This window comes from Bacteroides sp. 1001136B_160425_E2 (assembly GCF_015559655.1).
GTDB lineage: Bacteria > Bacteroidota > Bacteroidia > Bacteroidales > Bacteroidaceae > Bacteroides > Bacteroides luhongzhouii.
On sequence record NZ_JADMQH010000007.1, the window covers coordinates 233,893 to 249,092 of the forward strand.

Annotated in this window: 12 protein-coding genes and 1 tRNA gene; 3 read left to right on the top strand and 10 right to left on the bottom strand. The window is 45.8% G+C overall.

What is annotated here, in order from left to right:
* Nucleotide 1: 1 nt before the first annotated feature.
* Nucleotides 2-73, bottom strand: a tRNA-Glu gene (locus tag I2I04_RS09155).
* Between the two features lie 410 nt (nucleotides 74-483).
* Between I2I04_RS09155 and recO the strand changes: the two genes are divergently transcribed.
* The 3 genes from recO (at nucleotide 484) to I2I04_RS09170 (ending at nucleotide 3,595) form a co-directional block, all read left to right on the top strand.
* Nucleotides 484-1,212, top strand: coding sequence for a DNA repair protein RecO (gene recO / locus I2I04_RS09160; RefSeq protein ID WP_143256817.1), 729 nt, complete (start codon nucleotides 484-486; stop codon nucleotides 1,210-1,212).
* 186 nt (nucleotides 1,213-1,398) lie between these two features.
* A complete protein-coding gene (locus I2I04_RS09165; RefSeq protein ID WP_143256818.1) occupies nucleotides 1,399-2,346 on the top strand; it encodes a hypothetical protein in 948 nt (315 codons plus the stop codon).
* A 22-nt stretch (nucleotides 2,347-2,368) separates the two neighbouring features.
* Nucleotides 2,369-3,595 (top strand): acyloxyacyl hydrolase, encoded by a 1,227-nt coding sequence (locus tag I2I04_RS09170; RefSeq protein ID WP_143256819.1) that lies wholly within the window; start codon nucleotides 2,369-2,371, stop codon nucleotides 3,593-3,595.
* Nucleotides 3,596-4,163: 568 nt separating this feature from the next.
* On the opposite strand, the gene I2I04_RS09175 is transcribed toward I2I04_RS09170, so the two are convergent.
* The 9 genes from I2I04_RS09175 to I2I04_RS09215 form a co-directional block, all read right to left on the bottom strand.
* Nucleotides 4,164-4,613, bottom strand: a complete 450-nt coding sequence (locus I2I04_RS09175) for a GatB/YqeY domain-containing protein (RefSeq protein ID WP_055235118.1) — start codon at nucleotides 4,611-4,613, stop codon at nucleotides 4,164-4,166.
* An 86-nt stretch (nucleotides 4,614-4,699) separates the two neighbouring features.
* Nucleotides 4,700-6,010 carry a cell division protein FtsZ gene (gene ftsZ / locus I2I04_RS09180; RefSeq protein ID WP_143256826.1) on the bottom strand — a complete coding sequence of 437 codons (1,311 nt, stop codon included), beginning with the start codon at nucleotides 6,008-6,010 and terminating at the stop codon, nucleotides 4,700-4,702.
* Between the two features lie 57 nt (nucleotides 6,011-6,067).
* Nucleotides 6,068-7,525: a cell division protein FtsA gene (ftsA, locus tag I2I04_RS09185; RefSeq protein WP_143256827.1), complete on the bottom strand. Its 1,458-nt coding sequence runs from the start codon at nucleotides 7,523-7,525 to the stop codon at nucleotides 6,068-6,070.
* 92 nt (nucleotides 7,526-7,617) lie between these two features.
* The gene (locus tag I2I04_RS09190; protein WP_195470092.1) at nucleotides 7,618-8,355 is read right to left on the bottom strand and encodes a cell division protein FtsQ/DivIB; all 738 of its coding nucleotides are present in this window, start codon (nucleotides 8,353-8,355) and stop codon (nucleotides 7,618-7,620) included.
* A gap of 62 nt (nucleotides 8,356-8,417) precedes the next feature.
* Nucleotides 8,418-9,803 (bottom strand): UDP-N-acetylmuramate--L-alanine ligase, encoded by a 1,386-nt coding sequence (gene murC, locus I2I04_RS09195; RefSeq protein ID WP_195654861.1) that lies wholly within the window; start codon nucleotides 9,801-9,803, stop codon nucleotides 8,418-8,420.
* 112 nt (nucleotides 9,804-9,915) lie between these two features.
* On the bottom strand, nucleotides 9,916-11,034 hold the full coding sequence (gene murG, locus I2I04_RS09200; protein ID WP_195654871.1) for an undecaprenyldiphospho-muramoylpentapeptide beta-N-acetylglucosaminyltransferase: 1,119 nt from the start codon (nucleotides 11,032-11,034) through the stop codon (nucleotides 9,916-9,918).
* A gap of 30 nt (nucleotides 11,035-11,064) precedes the next feature.
* Nucleotides 11,065-12,393 (bottom strand): FtsW/RodA/SpoVE family cell cycle protein, encoded by a 1,329-nt coding sequence (locus I2I04_RS09205; RefSeq protein ID WP_143256830.1) that lies wholly within the window; start codon nucleotides 12,391-12,393, stop codon nucleotides 11,065-11,067.
* A 34-nt stretch (nucleotides 12,394-12,427) separates the two neighbouring features.
* Nucleotides 12,428-13,762: a UDP-N-acetylmuramoyl-L-alanine--D-glutamate ligase gene (gene murD / locus I2I04_RS09210; protein WP_143256831.1), complete on the bottom strand. Its 1,335-nt coding sequence runs from the start codon at nucleotides 13,760-13,762 to the stop codon at nucleotides 12,428-12,430.
* 89 nt (nucleotides 13,763-13,851) lie between these two features.
* On the bottom strand, nucleotides 13,852-15,120 hold the full coding sequence (locus tag I2I04_RS09215) for a phospho-N-acetylmuramoyl-pentapeptide-transferase (RefSeq protein ID WP_143256832.1): 1,269 nt from the start codon (nucleotides 15,118-15,120) through the stop codon (nucleotides 13,852-13,854).
* Between the last annotated feature and the right edge of the window lie 80 nt (nucleotides 15,121-15,200).

A 15,200-nucleotide genomic window follows, 5' to 3' on the forward strand; every position in this document is an offset into this window, starting at 1 on the left:
GTAGCCCGTGGGGGAATCGAACCCCCCTTTCAAGAATGAAAATCTTGCGTCCTAACCGATAGACGAACGGGCCATCCTTTGTTGCATTTCTGCGTTTTGCTTTCTCGAATCTGTGTTTGTTTCTCGATTGCGGTTGCAAAGGTAGGAACTTTTTTGAAACTGACAAATGATTTATAGTAAAATTTTCAATGAATATGTGTTTTTTTTAAAAGGTACCGTCCTTTTTAGTTGATATTCAGCGAAATATATGATTGCGTTTTTTATAAAAAAAACTTCTCTCCTGTGAAAAACAGTAGAGAGTCTGTTTTCTTACCACCTTATTATATATAGTGAAATAAAAAACAGTTTATTTGTGACTTCTTTTGTAACTTTCATGTACGCGAAAGATAAAGAAGTGGAAGCGATATTTAACGCCGGATGTCTCCGATTATTTTGTGTTTTTTTTGTAGCTTTGCTTCGGATTGAAAACGAGATTATTCGGCTATGCTGCAAAAAACGAAAGGAATAGTTCTTCATACATTAAAATACAATGATACATCTATCATTGTGGATATGTATACAGAGTTGTCCGGCAGGGCTTCTTTCCTTGTAGCAGTACCCCGTTCGCGGAAAGCGGCTGTAAAATCCGTACTTTTCCAGCCGTTGTCTTTTATTGAGTTCGAGGCCGACTATCGCCCCAACGCAACTCTCTATCGTGTGAAGGAAGCGAAATCCTTTTATCCTTTTTCTTCCATTCCTTATGATCCGTATAAATCTTCAATGGCACTTTTCCTGTCGGAGTTTCTTTACAGGGCTGTTCGGGAGGAGACGGAGAACCGCCCGTTATTTGCTTATCTGCAACATTCCATCATTTGGCTGGACGAGTGTGAAGACGGTTTTGCCAATTTCCATCTGGTTTTCCTGATGCGTCTTTCCCGTTTCTTGGGACTTTATCCGAATCTGGAAGATTATCATACCGGCGATTACTTTGATTTATTGAATGCCTGCTTTACTTCTATTCGTCCCCAACTACATTCCTCTTATATCAATCCCGAAGAGGCTGCCCGTCTCCGTCAACTGATGCGCATGAACTATGAAACAATGCATCTTTTTGGCATGAGCCGTGCGGAGCGTACCCGTTGCCTGACAATTATGAATGATTATTACCGCTTGCATCTGCCGGACTTCCCGGCATTGAAATCACTGGAGGTATTGAAAGAACTGTTTGATTAATTAGTAACTTCTCTTCATTTGCTTGCCATATATTGTTTTAGCTGCATTTTAGCGTCCGCCACTGTAAAACGACAATTAATCAGGTGATGATAACACTTCTTAATGCGGGCTTGTATGCTGTTTCTGAAAATATATGTTACTTTTGTCCGTAGAGAACAAAAGAGAATGAACAAGCGAAAAAACAATATGAAAAGATTCCTATATCTGACGGTCTGTCTTCTCATCCTTGGGGAGTTTTATGGTTGTAACGGAGACGTGTTTGTCGACGACTTCCGTCCTTCCGATTCCGAACTGACGTTGGATGGGAACGGGGATGTCGCCACTATTCAATTTGCAGCATCCAATTGGGATTGGATGTATATAGCCTTCGGTTTTCCCATTCAATATAAAATATATGACGCGGACAATCGCCTGATAACAAATGGCCAAGGTCCATCGCTGAACGGGTTGGGAAAGATTGTGTGCACCGGAGAGTTGATTGATTTCACCATCGAACGCGTTCATCCCGAAGAAGTGAAGATAACGGTAGGCGAGAATGCCCTTTCCGCTCCTTTTCAATTCCAGCTCAGGGCGAGCAACGAGTATGAGTGGCAAGAGATATATGTCGAGATTTCTCCGACAGACAGATATGTGATGGACAGCATCATTTATTCTTTGGATGCATATTCTTACGATCCGGAAAACAGGATAGAGAAAAAAGAAGGCGTCTCCTTTCATAACTTAACAGATGGTTCGTCTACATACACGCTTTTTCCTTTCGAGTCTTTTTATCATTTCATGAGATTTAAAAGCGATGTGCCCGAAGCTTTTCAACTACTGGGCGAAGCCGGTCTGACTGTGGAAATACCAAGCATGAAAGACGGATATTTAGTGATGAACGGCAAACGGGCGCCGTTCATTTCTGCGCAACAAATGTTGTCTTGTCCCAATACGGAACAGGAAGCAGACATAATCCCTCCCCGGACTTCTCGATACTACACCTTATCGATGGTGTATGATTGGTTGGAAACGAGATATACCCTCTATGTTTCTCACCCCAAAACCAAGAAACAACGAATCGTAACCGGCACGTTGCATAGCGAAATGCCTGTAAAATATCATATAACACACAAGGATATCCCTTTCAACAACTAACCTGTCAATAACTAGCATATCAATGATTAGAAATAGGAACGCCATACGGTTGCTGTGCCTCCTTTGCCTCCTGGTACATCCGGCAATCAACGCAAATCTGGAAGCCCAGACAATCACCGGACAACGGAATGACAGCGTCAGCCATCCTCTGATCCGCCATCAGCTTGGCTTCGACATCCGTCCGGGCTATATCGTTTCTACCCATAGTTTTCTGCAAGGAGACAATGTGCAGCAAAAGAAAATCGACCAATCGTTTTCCTTCCATCTCAAGTACGCTTTCAGATTCAGTAAAGAATCCAATCTCGGCAGGCTCTTTCCTCATACCTATCAGGGTATTGGCGTTTCCTACCATACCTTTTTTAGTCCCGTTGAATTGGGAAATCCGGTGTCGGTATACGCTTTTCAAGGGTCACGTATCGCGCAACTGTCGCCCCGTCTGTCGCTTGATTACGAATGGAACTTCGGAGCTTCTTTTGGCTGGAAGAAATATGACGAACTATCCAATCCGCAAAACGTGCTGGTTGGCTCCAAGATCAATGCATACATCAATCTCGGCTTTTTGCTGAACTGGCAAGTTCACAGGTACTGGAAACTGGCGGCGGGTGTAGATCTTACCCATTTTTCCAACGGAAACACGCATTATCCTAATGGGGGCCTTAATGTTATTGGAGGAAGAATCGGCATCGTACGTACTTTGGGCGCGGATGAGTCGCTCGGTTCCATCGCTCCCGGACGGCTCTTTATAAAGCCTCATGTCAGCTATGACTTGGTGATCTACGGAGCCACCCGCAAAAGGGGATTGATTGGAGACGATGTATCGAGTATGATTCCCGGTTCGTTCGGCGTGGCGGGCATCAATTTCGCCCCGATGTATAATTTCAACAACTATTTTCGGGCAGGGCTTTCTGCGGATGCGCAATATGATGAGAGTGCCAATCTCAAGGAGTATAGAGTGGGCGAGTTTTACTCGAGCAATTTGAAGTTTCATCGTCCTCCTTTCCGTAAGCAATTTGCCATGGGGGTATCTCTTCGGGCAGAACTGGTGATGCCTGTTTTCTCTATCAATGTCGGTGTCGGTAGGAACCTGATATACAGCGGTGATGATACGAAAGGGTTTTACCAGATTTTAGCTCTCAAGACTTATGTCACCCGTCATTTGTTTCTACACGTGGGATATCAGTTGAGTAAATTTAAAGACCCCAACAATCTGATGTTGGGACTTGGGTATAGATTCCATGATAAGCGATGAAAGAGTAATCTGCGTTCGCATACGTTGTTTTTGTTCGGCTCAACCTTTCTTGTTGGCTGATGATGACAGAATAGTAGTATCTGTTTACGGGTTGTTATACTGAATTATTGTTTAACCCGGATGAAGGACGAGTGCTGTCGTCTAATCGGCCGACTACTGTCGGCTGCTTAGACGACTATAGTTGTCTGTATGGTCAACTATAGTTGTCTTGTAGTGAATAGACAGTTTGTCATTGGTGTGAAGCCGTGATTATCCGGGGTGGTTATCAGCGGGCGTGAAAGGGGTGAAGGCTGTGAAGGAGGCATTTTATGCTATCTGTTCACAGTAAGGCTTTGATAACCATTTGTTTATAGTCGTGTGATGAGTGTGAAAGTTGATAATGATTCTACAAACGGATATGGATTGAAATTAACGAAAGTTGCAGATGTGTGTAAGATAAAACATCTTGCACGCATCTGCAACGGTATCTTGCACAGGTTTATACTGCTATTAATCAAATATATAAACTTTGGCTAGTGTAAGGTGCAAGATAAAATTGAACTAAAGTCTTCTGTAAAAGTGCCGGAAGTTATCCCAAAAGCTCTTTTACTTTTGCGGAAATGGCACGTCCTTCTGCAAGTCCTGCCAACTTCTTGGAGGCAACTCCCATGACCTTACCCATATCTTTGCCGCTCGTAGCACCTGTCTCTGCGATAATTTCCTTCAAAGCAGCTTCCAGTTCTTCGGCAGTCATCTGTTTCGGCAGGTATTTTTCCATAACGGCTACCTGACCCAATTCTACTTCCGCCAAATCCTGACGACCCTGTCCGATATAGATTTCAGCAGAATCTTTTCCTTGTTTTACAAGTTTCTGGATAATCTTCAGAGCTGCGTCATCTGTCAATATATCGTTAGCTCCCGGAGCTGTCTTAGCTTCGAGGAAGAACTTCTTTATATTTCTCAAGGTTTCAAGGGCTACTTTATCTTTCGCCTTCATTGCGTTTTTAATGTCTTCGCTGACTTGATCGAATAAATCCATACTATTATAATTAAATATTAAAGATTAAAAATTATAACTGAGGTCTGATTCCGCGGGGCTATAATTTTCGTTCTTAAGCTCTTTGTTTAGAATGTAATCACGCCATTATCATCCGTGGCTTCTTCCGTTGCCACTTCCTCTTCCAGTGCAGCTTTCGTCCGGATTTTGGTAAGAGTTGTCTTATCACGCATGTACGTAGGAGAATCTTCCACCATGGCGATGATATCGTCGTTGTCCAAATCTTCCATGTTGAAAAGATAGATGTGGCGGCGTTTGCGGAGACTCTTGCTTCCGATATTGCTGGCGCTTTCGCCGTATGCCTTGCGGATGCGTTCCTTGTTCTTCTCTTTTTCCTCTTCCAGTTGCAGTTGGCGTTCTTCCTCTTCCTGGCTGCGTGCAGCGTGCAGGCTGTCCATTCCGGGGACGTCTTCTACACCGAATCCGGTTGCCAATACGGTGATCTTTACTTTTGTCTCCAATGAGTTGTCGATGGCAACACCCCAGATCACTTCCACTCCTTCGCGGAATTTGCTCATGAACTCGTGTATCTCGTTCATTTCTTCCATCATCAGTTCGGATGACGGGCAGAAAGAAACGTTCAACATAACCTTCTTGGCATTGAAAATATCGTTGTTGTTGAGCAGCGGAGAATGCAGGGCATCGTCGATTGCTTTCGTCACACGGTTTTCTCCTTCACCGAATCCGGTACTCATGATAGCTACTCCGCCATCTTTCAGAATAGTTTTCACATCAGCAAAGTCGAGGTTGACCGTACCACGCATGGTGATAATCTCGGCAATACTCTTGGCAGCGATGGAAAGAGTGTCATCGGCTTTGCCGAAGGCATTCATGAAGGTAAGGTCGGCGTATATTTCGCGCAGGCGTTCGTTGTTGATAACCAATAGGGCATCAACATGCTGGGCGATACGTTCGACGCCGTCCAGTGCCTGGATGATTTTCTTTTCTCCTTCGAAGATAAAAGGGATGGTGACGATGCCGACAGTCAGAATATCCATTTCCTTCGCAATGCGGGCGATGACCGGTGCAGCTCCTGTGCCGGTTCCTCCTCCCATTCCGGCGGTGATGAATACCATCTTGGTGCCGTCGTTCAGTTGGTTTCTGATATCTTCTATACTTTCTTCGGCGGCGTCGCGTGCCCGTTCGGGACGGTTGCCGGCTCCAAGCCCTTGCGTGATGCTACGGCCCAGTTGCAGTTTCACCGGGACAGGTGATTCGGCCAATGCCTGGTTGTCCGTGTTACAAAGAACGAACGTTACATCATGGATGCCTTCCCGGTACATGTGGTTTACAGCGTTACCACCACCACCACCTACACCAATCACTTTGATGATCTTCGGTGAATCTGTCGGGAAATCGAATTGTACTATCTCGTCCATATCTTGATTGAATTATGAATTACGAATTATGAATATTGATTAACAAGCGGATGACGGTTACTTCATATCGTCGTCGGAGAAGATTTCTTTCGTCAACGAGTCGATCTTGCGCTGAATCCAGCTCGGACCGGCTTCTCTTTTCCGTCTTTCTTTCTCTTCCTTTTCCTTTTGCTTGCGAAGTTTCTCCGCTTCTTTGGCAGCTAACTTGGCTTCACGCTCTTCTTCCTCTTTCTTGAGGCGGGCGATGCGGGCCTGTTCCTTCAGCTCTTGGTCGTCCTCAAACATGTCTGCGGTCCTATGCACTTCCGGCTCCGGTTTGGAGACTGACGGTGCAGGGGTAGCAACTTGCGGAGTGCTTTCAGTCAGGCAACAGTTTTGGTTACCTTCAAACAGGAGACCGAACAATGTGTTCTGTGAACCGTCTTTTTTTAGTATATTGCTGGGTGCATGGACCGTATTGCGCGGAAGTTTCGCCATCCGTATCTTTTCTATCTTGCTGCGTTTGCGCAAGGTTTCGTCCAAGTTCTTCAGGTTGGCGGCTCCTCCTGTCAGGATAAGTCCTGCCAGCAGTTTGTCTTCGTAGCCGGATAGCTGAATCTGGTTCCATACGTTGGCAATGATTTCTTCAGCACGGGCTTCGATGATATTATTAAGGTCTGCCACTTTGATGATACGGTTGTCATCGTCCAGTTTGCAGGTAGCTTCTTCCTCTTCTTCGGGGTCTTCTTCGTAGAGGGCGTCACCGTAGGCTTTTTTCAGGCGTTCGGCTTCTTCCTCTTCCATTTGCAGGGTGGTGATGTCACGCGTGATACTGTTGCCTCCCAAAGGTAATACGGTGAGGAAGCGAAGGATGTTATTCTTATATACGGAGATGGTAGTCGTATCTGCTCCGAAGTCGATCAATGCACAACCCGAACGGCGTTCGCTTTCTGTCAGTACGGCGTTGGCTGTTACTAACGGGGCGATCAGCTGGTCGGCAATGTCGATTTTTGCCTGCTGGAAGCAATGCTCCAGATTCTTGCGTACGGAAGCACGGGCAACGATGTTGAGGAAACGTCCTTCAATATGGCTTCCTACCAAGCCTACCGGATTGGCTTGCAGATTATTGCCCACTTTGTATTCTTGTGGAGCTACGTCCAATATATCCATATCAACCACCGGGATGGCAATGTTTTCATCACCGATAGCGCTTACAAGTTCTTCGGATATGATGGCTTCTTCCTCCAGGTCGCGGCTTACTACATTGCGAACTGTGCGGAGTGATTGTCCGCCGATGCCTACATATACCTTGGCAATTGAGTTTTTCAACTCACCTTCCAGTCTGTTGATGATCGAGGTCAGGCTTTGCGCTGTCTTGTCCAGATTGAAAATTACTCCTTTACGAATAAACGTAGAAGAGTCTTCCTGGGCATAGGCTAATACCTGCATGCTTCCGTCACTGTTCTTTCTTCCGGCCACACCGGTTATCTTCGATGAACCAAGTTCAATAGCGGCGATAAATTCTGTTGTTGCCATATATATTTATTTACGATTTTACGATTTATAATTTACGATTGAAAAAAGATTGTTCACTCCTCATCTGTCAACTATCGATTATCAACTATTACCTACTCTCGTTTTGTGCAGATAATCTGGTTATTGAATTCGAGGTTGATGCGTGAATATTTATTCCAGCCTACCCGGTTGAGTCCTTTCTTGTAGAACTTCTTCAAACGTGCCAGTTTATCTTCAAAGTTTTCCAGTTTTCCGAGATAGACGAGATGGTCTCCCACACGCGGCACCAATTCGATGTTCTGGTCGGGCAACACGTGAATCTGTTCTATCTGGGCGTCCCAGAATTTATTATTATGCAAAAATACACCAAACTTATATAAATCCTTCATTGCAAACGACTTTTCTACGTTTCCGGTGACAATTACCCGGTGAGCGACGCATTTTGCATCCGGTGGCATGATGGTTCCTTTGTTGTCAAGGTAGTAATTCTGACCGTTGGAGCTCATCACCCGAAGAATAGGAATACGTTGTGTCACTTCCACGCATACTTTGCCGCTGGGTGTTTTGTAACATTCGGCTTCGTCAATCAACGGATGTTTGCTTAATTCCCGTTCCAGTGACTTGGTAGAGATACGCTCCATCTTCTTCCCGATGGGGTAGATCCCTTTGTGCTGAAGGATACCTTTCAGCTCTTCTTTGGTGATGAAGCCGGCGTACGCGGTATCCTTGATAACCAATTCCATGTCACGGCAGGTCTGGTCGGCAGGCTTGCGGTTGAATGCGGTGATAGCTACGGCGAGGTAGGCTATAAGCACCAGCATGACGATGGATAGAAGGATTCTTTTAATCATAATTAAAAATTAAAGATTAAAAATTAAAATGGCTGCACTGTTTCGGACAGATGGCCGGATTATTATTTATTGATCTTCTTTTCTAATAGTTCCTTTATTTCAGGGACATAGTTGTCAATGTCTCCAGCCCCCAAAGTGATTAATACTTCAATGTTTTTATCTTTCAGAATGTTCAGTATATCTTCTTTTTTGCACATACTTTTTTCAATGCCCGGACGGAGATTATCATAAATCAGTTTGCTGGTGACTCCCGGAATCGGTGCTTCACGTGCCGGATAGATGTCTACCAGAATCACTTCGTCGAGTAGCGACAGGCTATCTGCAAAATCCTGATAGAAGTCGCGGGTACGGGTATAGAGATGCGGCTGGAAGATGGCTGTGATCTTCTTGTCCTTGTAAAGTTCGCGCATGGACAACACACTCTGCTTGATTTCAGAGGGGTGGTGGGCGTAGTCACTCAAAAAGACGATACGGTCGTTCTTGATCTTGAAGTCGAACCGGCGGTCTACTCCGCGGAAACTAGCCATGCCTCTTTTTATTTCCTCATCGGTCACCCCGTTAAGGTGTGCCAATGCCATGGCGGCTACGCCGTTTTCTATGTTGATACTAACCGGAATTCCCAGTTGGATGTCGTTGATACGGGTGTCCGGGGCAACAAAGTCGATGAATATCTCTCCGTTTCCGATACGGATGTTTTCTGCATGGAAGTCGCCCTCGTCACGTGAGTAAGTATAGACACGAACGCCCGGCTGCACTTTGGGTTGCAGGGCGATGCCTTTGCGGATAATCAGTGCGCCATCCGGTTGGATAAGCGTGGTATAATGTTCGAAACTTTCCAGGTAGGCTTGTTCTGTGCCGTAGATATCCAGATGATCGGGGTCGGTAGACGTGATTACAGTCATATAGGGCGACAGCCAGTGGAAAGAACGGTCGAATTCATCCGCTTCAATCACCGTGTAAGGGCTTGTTTGAGAGAGCAACAGGTTGGTGCCGTAGTTCTTTGAGATTCCTCCGAGAAAAGCGGTACATTCCACGTGCGACTGGTGTAACAGATGGGCTGTCATCGTCGATGTGGTTGTTTTACCGTGAGTACCTGCCACGCACAGACCTTTGCTCGAATGTGTAATCGTTCCCAATACTTGGGCGCGTTTCTGTATTTCGAATCCGTTGTTGCGGAAATAAACGAGTTCTTCATGTTCCTGCGGAACGGCGGGCGTGTATATGACTAACGTGCTTTCCTTGTCTTTGCAGGCTTCGGGAATCAGGTCGACGTTTTCTTCATAATGTATTTGTGCACCTTCAGCGATCAGGGTTTCAGTCAATGGAGTAGGGGTACGGTCGTATCCGGCTACTGCCTTTCCTTTAAAGAGGAAGTAACGTACAAGTGCACTCATACCGATGCCGCCGGCACCTACGAAATAGACTGATTTTATCGTTTCTATATTCATTTCTTCTGTTTTTTATTTTAGTACGGATTACGTCATTTGATCCGGAGGGCTATGCCGCTACTTCACTTTGTGCAATCCGATAATCTATTTGTCTATTCTTTACTCCTGTTTATCAGTTCTTCACTTCTGCCAGCTTGATGACCTCCTGTGCGATGATTCTCGCAGAATCGGGCAAAGCCAGTTTAGCGATATTCTCTGTCAGTTCTTTCAGCTTCTGTTCGTCATTGACGGTGGATAATGCTACATCCATCAGGGTTGTTTCCGCTTCACTGTCTTTGACGTAGATAGCTGCCTGTTTGTCCACCAATGCTAAGGCATTCTTTGTTTGGTGATCTTCCGCCACATTGGGCGAAGGCACTAAGATAACAGGTTTATGTAACAGGCAGAATTCTGAAATAGAACCTGCTCCCGCACGGGAAATAACAAGATCGGCGGCTGCATAAGCGGCTGCCATGTCTTTGATGAAATCCGTTACATATAAATTCGGAAGTGTTCCTGCCGCTTTTACAGCTTCTTTCACTTGCGGGTAATAGTATTTGCCCGTTTGCCAGATGAATTGCACATCCGTATTTTCTTTGATGGTTGCCAGTCCGGAGATCAGCGTATTGTTGATGGTACGTGCACCCAGACTGCCGCCTACAATCAGAATCGTCTTTTTACCCGGTTGTAAGTTGAAAGAACGCAATGCTTCTTCTTTAGACGGCATATCCTTTGTCAGGTTTTGGCGGACAGGATTCCCCGTCATGATAATCTTGTCGGCAGGGAAGAACTTTTCCATTCCGTCATAAGCTACACAGATCACCTTTGCTTTCTGTGCCAGAAGTTTATTGGTAACTCCGGCATAAGAGTTTTGTTCCTGAATTAATGTCGGTATTCCCATCATTCCGGCAGTCTTTAGTGTCGGTCCGCTTGCATATCCGCCTACGCCTACCGCCACTTGTGGACGGAAGTCCTTGATAACTTTGCGTGCTTTCCACTGGCTGCGCATCAGTTTTATCAATACAGATACATTTTTCCATAAACGTTTGCGGTCGAACCCGGCTATCGGAAGCCCGATAATCCGGTAACCTGCGTCGGGAACCCGTTGCATTTCCATACGTCCTTCAGCACCTACAAAGAGAATTTCTGCGTCGGGGCGTAACTCTATTATAGCGTTTGCGATAGAGACGGCAGGAAAGATATGCCCTCCTGTTCCTCCACCGCTGATGATAATTCTAAGTTCTTTTTCCATCATAATGTTTTCTTCTGTCTTTCTCAACGTTTACCGCTCATTGTTACTACTGTCATGCTCATCCTCAAACTTGGCATCGCTGTTCAGAATCTGTGCTGTCGGTTCGGCAGCAGTCTGTGCCTCGGAACTTGCTGCTGCATCCGCTTCTAATTGCAGTTGGATCTGTGCATCGTGCGCTTTCTGTTCTTCCAGATGAGCGGTATATCGGCTTACGCTTAATATCATACCAATATAAGCGCAGTTGATTAACGTACTTGTACCTCCTTTGCTGACCAAAGGCAGGGGCTGTCCCGTGACGGGGAATAATCCGACGGCAACCATCATATTCAGTATTGCCTGCGATACTAATAGCAGCGCAATACCCATGACGAGAAAGGCGGGGAAGGTCCGCTCGCATTTCTGGGCGATTCGTCCGGCTCGCATCAGCAACCATAGATAGAGGAACACCACAAATATTCCTCCTACCAGTCCCATTTCTTCAATCACAATCGCAAAGATAAAATCGGAGAATGCCTGACTAAGGAAGTCACGCTGTATCGAGTTTCCCGGACCTTTGCCGACTACATGGCTGGTAGCAATGGCGATGCGTGCATGCGCAATCTGCGCGTCTTTGTCAATATCAAACTTGGCAGCCGGTACTTCCTCTTTCTCAAAGAAGCCGGAAATACGATTCTGCCATGTTTCGAAGCGGTGAAGTCCCGGAGTGTTATGTAGTGTTTTGGCGGGAATAGCCATCAGTACACCGACGGCAACACCGCCCGCAAGCGCCAATATACCCAACATTCCGAACAGTTTCTTCGCAGATACCCGCCCGATGAACATCATCAGGAAGACCACTCCGAAGAGTAGCATCGCTGTCGAAAGGTTTTCCGGCGCGATGAGCAGAAATACCAGTCCGGTGAGGATCATGATATATTTGAAGGCGTTCGGGTTGGCTCCGTATTCGTCCTGCCTTTTGGACAGGATGAATGAGACGGCAATGATAACCGCCATCTTTGCCAATTCCGAGGGCTGGAACTGTAATCCCATAAAGGTCATCCAGCGGGCTGCCCCGTTGACACGGTCCCCTGTGATGATACCCATCAGCGTGACAAACGCCAATAGAACCAGAGAAACCGGATACAGAAAGACCGGAAATACCTGGAACCATTTGTAGGGAACATTATGCAGAAACACTACTACCACAGCACCTACCATCAGGATGATGGAGTGTTGTGTAATCGGTCCCCAGTGGTCGCCACTTTTGTAAGTCAGCGTCGACGCTGCCGAGAACACCTCGATAATCGAGATGAGGCAGAGACAGAGGAAGATAATCCAGATTACCTTGTCACCTTTGAATATGTTCTTTAATAAATCCAATCTTGTAGCAATTTAAAAAATTAATAATTAGAAATTAAAGGGCACGGACACATTCCTTAAACTGGTCGCCACGGTCTTCATAGCTCTTGAAGAGGTCGAAAGAGGCGCAGCAGGGGCTCAATAATACCGTTTCACCTTTCTTTGCCAGTTTGTAGGCAGCTTCTACGGCGTCCTTCATTCCGGTTTGTACGTCTGCTACGGGCAGGCCGAAACGATCGAAGAATTCGTGAAGCTTTTCGTTATGAAGCCCAAGGTATACCAGTGCCGAACACTTTTCGCGTACCAGGTCTTCAATTTCAGTATAGTCGTTGCCTTTATCTTTACCACCGAGAATCAATACCGTTTTGGTAGTCATGCTTTGCAGGGCATACCAGCAGGAGTTGACATTCGTTGCTTTAGAGTCGTTAATGAAATCAATTCCGCGGACACGTGCCACCTTTTCCAACCGATGTTCTACTCCCTTGAAGTCGGAGAGGGCTTTACGGATGTTTTCTTTGGCGATGCCAGCAAGGTTTGCCGAGATGCCGGCGGCTAAAGAGTTGTATAGGTTATGTTGTCCTGTCAGAGCCAGTTCCTCCTGCTCCATGTTGAAGGCAATCGGTTCGGTGATTTTCACTTCGTGATCTTCTACGTATGCGATAGCTCCATCTTCTTTTACAGCGGCAAAAGGATACAGGTGAGCTTTCAGACCGTGTTTCGCCAGTTCCTGTTTGATGATCGGGTCGTCATTCCAGAAGATGAAAGCATCGTCCGGAGTTTGGTTTTGGGTAATGCGGAATTTAGCGTCGATGTAATTCTGCATACAGTGGTCGTAGCGATCAAGATGGTCTGGAGTGATGTTCATCAATACGGCGATGTTCGCACGGAAGTTATACATATTATCCAGCTGGAAAGAGCTAAGTTCGATAATATAATAGTCATGGTAATCTTCGGCTACCTGCAAAGCAAGACTTTTGCCGATGTTGCCTGCCAAACCTACGTTCAGACCTGCGCTTTTGAAAATATGGTAGATCAGGGAAGTCGTTGTAGTCTTCCCGTTAGAACCTGTAATACAGATCATTTTGGCATCAGTATAGCGTCCGGCAAACTCAATCTCGGAGATCACCGGTGTGCCTTGAGCTTTCAGTTTCAGGATGATCGGGGCATCATTCGGGATACCGGGGCTTTTGATAACCTCGTCGGCATTCAGAATGAGTTCTTCGGTATGGTGTCCTTCTTCCCAGGCAATATGATGGCTGTCGAGAAGTTCCTTGTACTTGTCCTTGATGGCGGACATGTCCGAAACAAACGTCTCAAATCCTTTGACTTTTGCGAGTACGGCTGCACCTGCGCCGCTTTCGCCAGCTCCTAAAATTACAATTCTTTTCATCTACAATAATGTGCCCTTGTTTTCTAATCGACTGATTTATCTATTAGCTGCGCACATCTTTTAAAAGTTAATAATCGGGTTAATACTCTCTATCTTATTTTTAGCGTTATAATTGTTATTGCTGCCAATACAATGGTTACAATCCAAAAACGGACAGTAATCTTTGATTCGTGGAACAGTTGGTCGGGCTTGGTGAATTTCACCGTACATCCCGGCTCAATCAGACTCATCGAAGTACGGAAATGATCGTGAATCGGTGTGCGCTTGAACAAACGTTGTTTTACACCTTTCCGCTTTCCTGCCTTATAATAAGCCCGTTGCAGGATTACCGACAGATTTTCTACCAGAAATACACCGCAAAGAATCGGTATCAGCAGCTCTTTGTGGATGATGATGGCGAACACGGCGATGATACCGCCAATGGTGAGGCTACCTGTGTCTCCCATAAATACTTGTGCCGGATAAGCGTTGTACCATAAGAAACCGATAAGCGCACCGATGAAGGCACAGATATAGATTACCAGTTCTTCCGAGCCCGGAATATACATGATGTTCAGATAGCCTGCGAACTCGATATGCGACGATACGTACGCCAATATTCCTAGCGTCGCACCGATAATGGCCGAGTTTCCGGCCGCCATTCCGTCCATACCGTCATTGAGGTTGGCCCCGTTTGATACGGCGGTAACCACGATGATTGTAACGATGACGAACAAGATCCATCCGGCTGTTTGTGCATGCTCGCCCATGAAAGAAACCAGATCGGCATAATCAAGGTTATTGCTCTTGAAAAAAGGAATCGTTGTCTGGGTCGATTTCAGGTCATTCGTTCCATGTATCACTTCCATCTCCTGTCCCGGATTATGAACTTCGATATTCTCGCGAATCACTACGTCCGGACTAAGATACAGAGTCATTCCGACAATTAAACCTAAACCGACCTGACCGATAATCTTGAACTTGCCATGCAAACCCTCTTTGTCTCTTTTGAAGATTTTGATGTAGTCGTCTGCGAATCCGAGTGATCCCAGCCATACGGTGGTAATCAGCATCAGTATCATATATATATTATGCAGTTTACCCAACAACAAACAAGGGATCAGGATGGCTACAATGATGATAACACCTCCCATGCTCGGTACGCCTACTTTGTTGACGCCGAACGGGTCTGTTTTAGCATCACGCTGCGTTTCTGTGATTTGTTTCCTTTTGAGTAGGTTGATGAACTTATCTCCCCAGATACTTGAAATAAGTAACGCGAGGATAACCGCCATCAAAGCACGGAATGAAGTATATCCGAACATTCCCGCTCCTGGAAAATTGAGCTTCTGCAGCCATTCAAATAGATAATATAACATAAATAACTTGCCAATTTATTGATGTGTTGCTATGCCGCTTCTGCCGGATGAATACCGGAGCCAGTCGGCATATTAGCACA

Bases quoted from the DNA above. Each gene is read 5' to 3' on its own strand.
- recO (WP_143256817.1), top strand. From the start codon at position 484: ATGCTGCAAAAAACGAAAGGAATAGTTCTTCATACATTAAAATACAAT.
- I2I04_RS09165 (WP_143256818.1), top strand. From the start codon at position 1,399: ATGAAAAGATTCCTATATCTGACGGTCTGTCTTCTCATCCTTGGGGAG.
- I2I04_RS09170 (WP_143256819.1), top strand. From the start codon at position 2,369: ATGATTAGAAATAGGAACGCCATACGGTTGCTGTGCCTCCTTTGCCTC.
- I2I04_RS09175 (WP_055235118.1), bottom strand. From the start codon at position 4,613: ATGGATTTATTCGATCAAGTCAGCGAAGACATTAAAAACGCAATGAAG.
- ftsZ (WP_143256826.1), bottom strand. From the start codon at position 6,010: ATGGACGAGATAGTACAATTCGATTTCCCGACAGATTCACCGAAGATC.
- ftsA (WP_143256827.1), bottom strand. From the start codon at position 7,525: ATGGCAACAACAGAATTTATCGCCGCTATTGAACTTGGTTCATCGAAG.
- I2I04_RS09190 (WP_195470092.1), bottom strand. From the start codon at position 8,355: ATGATTAAAAGAATCCTTCTATCCATCGTCATGCTGGTGCTTATAGCC.
- murC (WP_195654861.1), bottom strand. From the start codon at position 9,803: ATGAATATAGAAACGATAAAATCAGTCTATTTCGTAGGTGCCGGCGGC.
- murG (WP_195654871.1), bottom strand. From the start codon at position 11,034: ATGGAAAAAGAACTTAGAATTATCATCAGCGGTGGAGGAACAGGAGGG.
- murD (WP_143256831.1), bottom strand. From the start codon at position 13,762: ATGAAAAGAATTGTAATTTTAGGAGCTGGCGAAAGCGGCGCAGGTGCA.
- I2I04_RS09215 (WP_143256832.1), bottom strand. From the start codon at position 15,120: ATGTTATATTATCTATTTGAATGGCTGCAGAAGCTCAATTTTCCAGGA.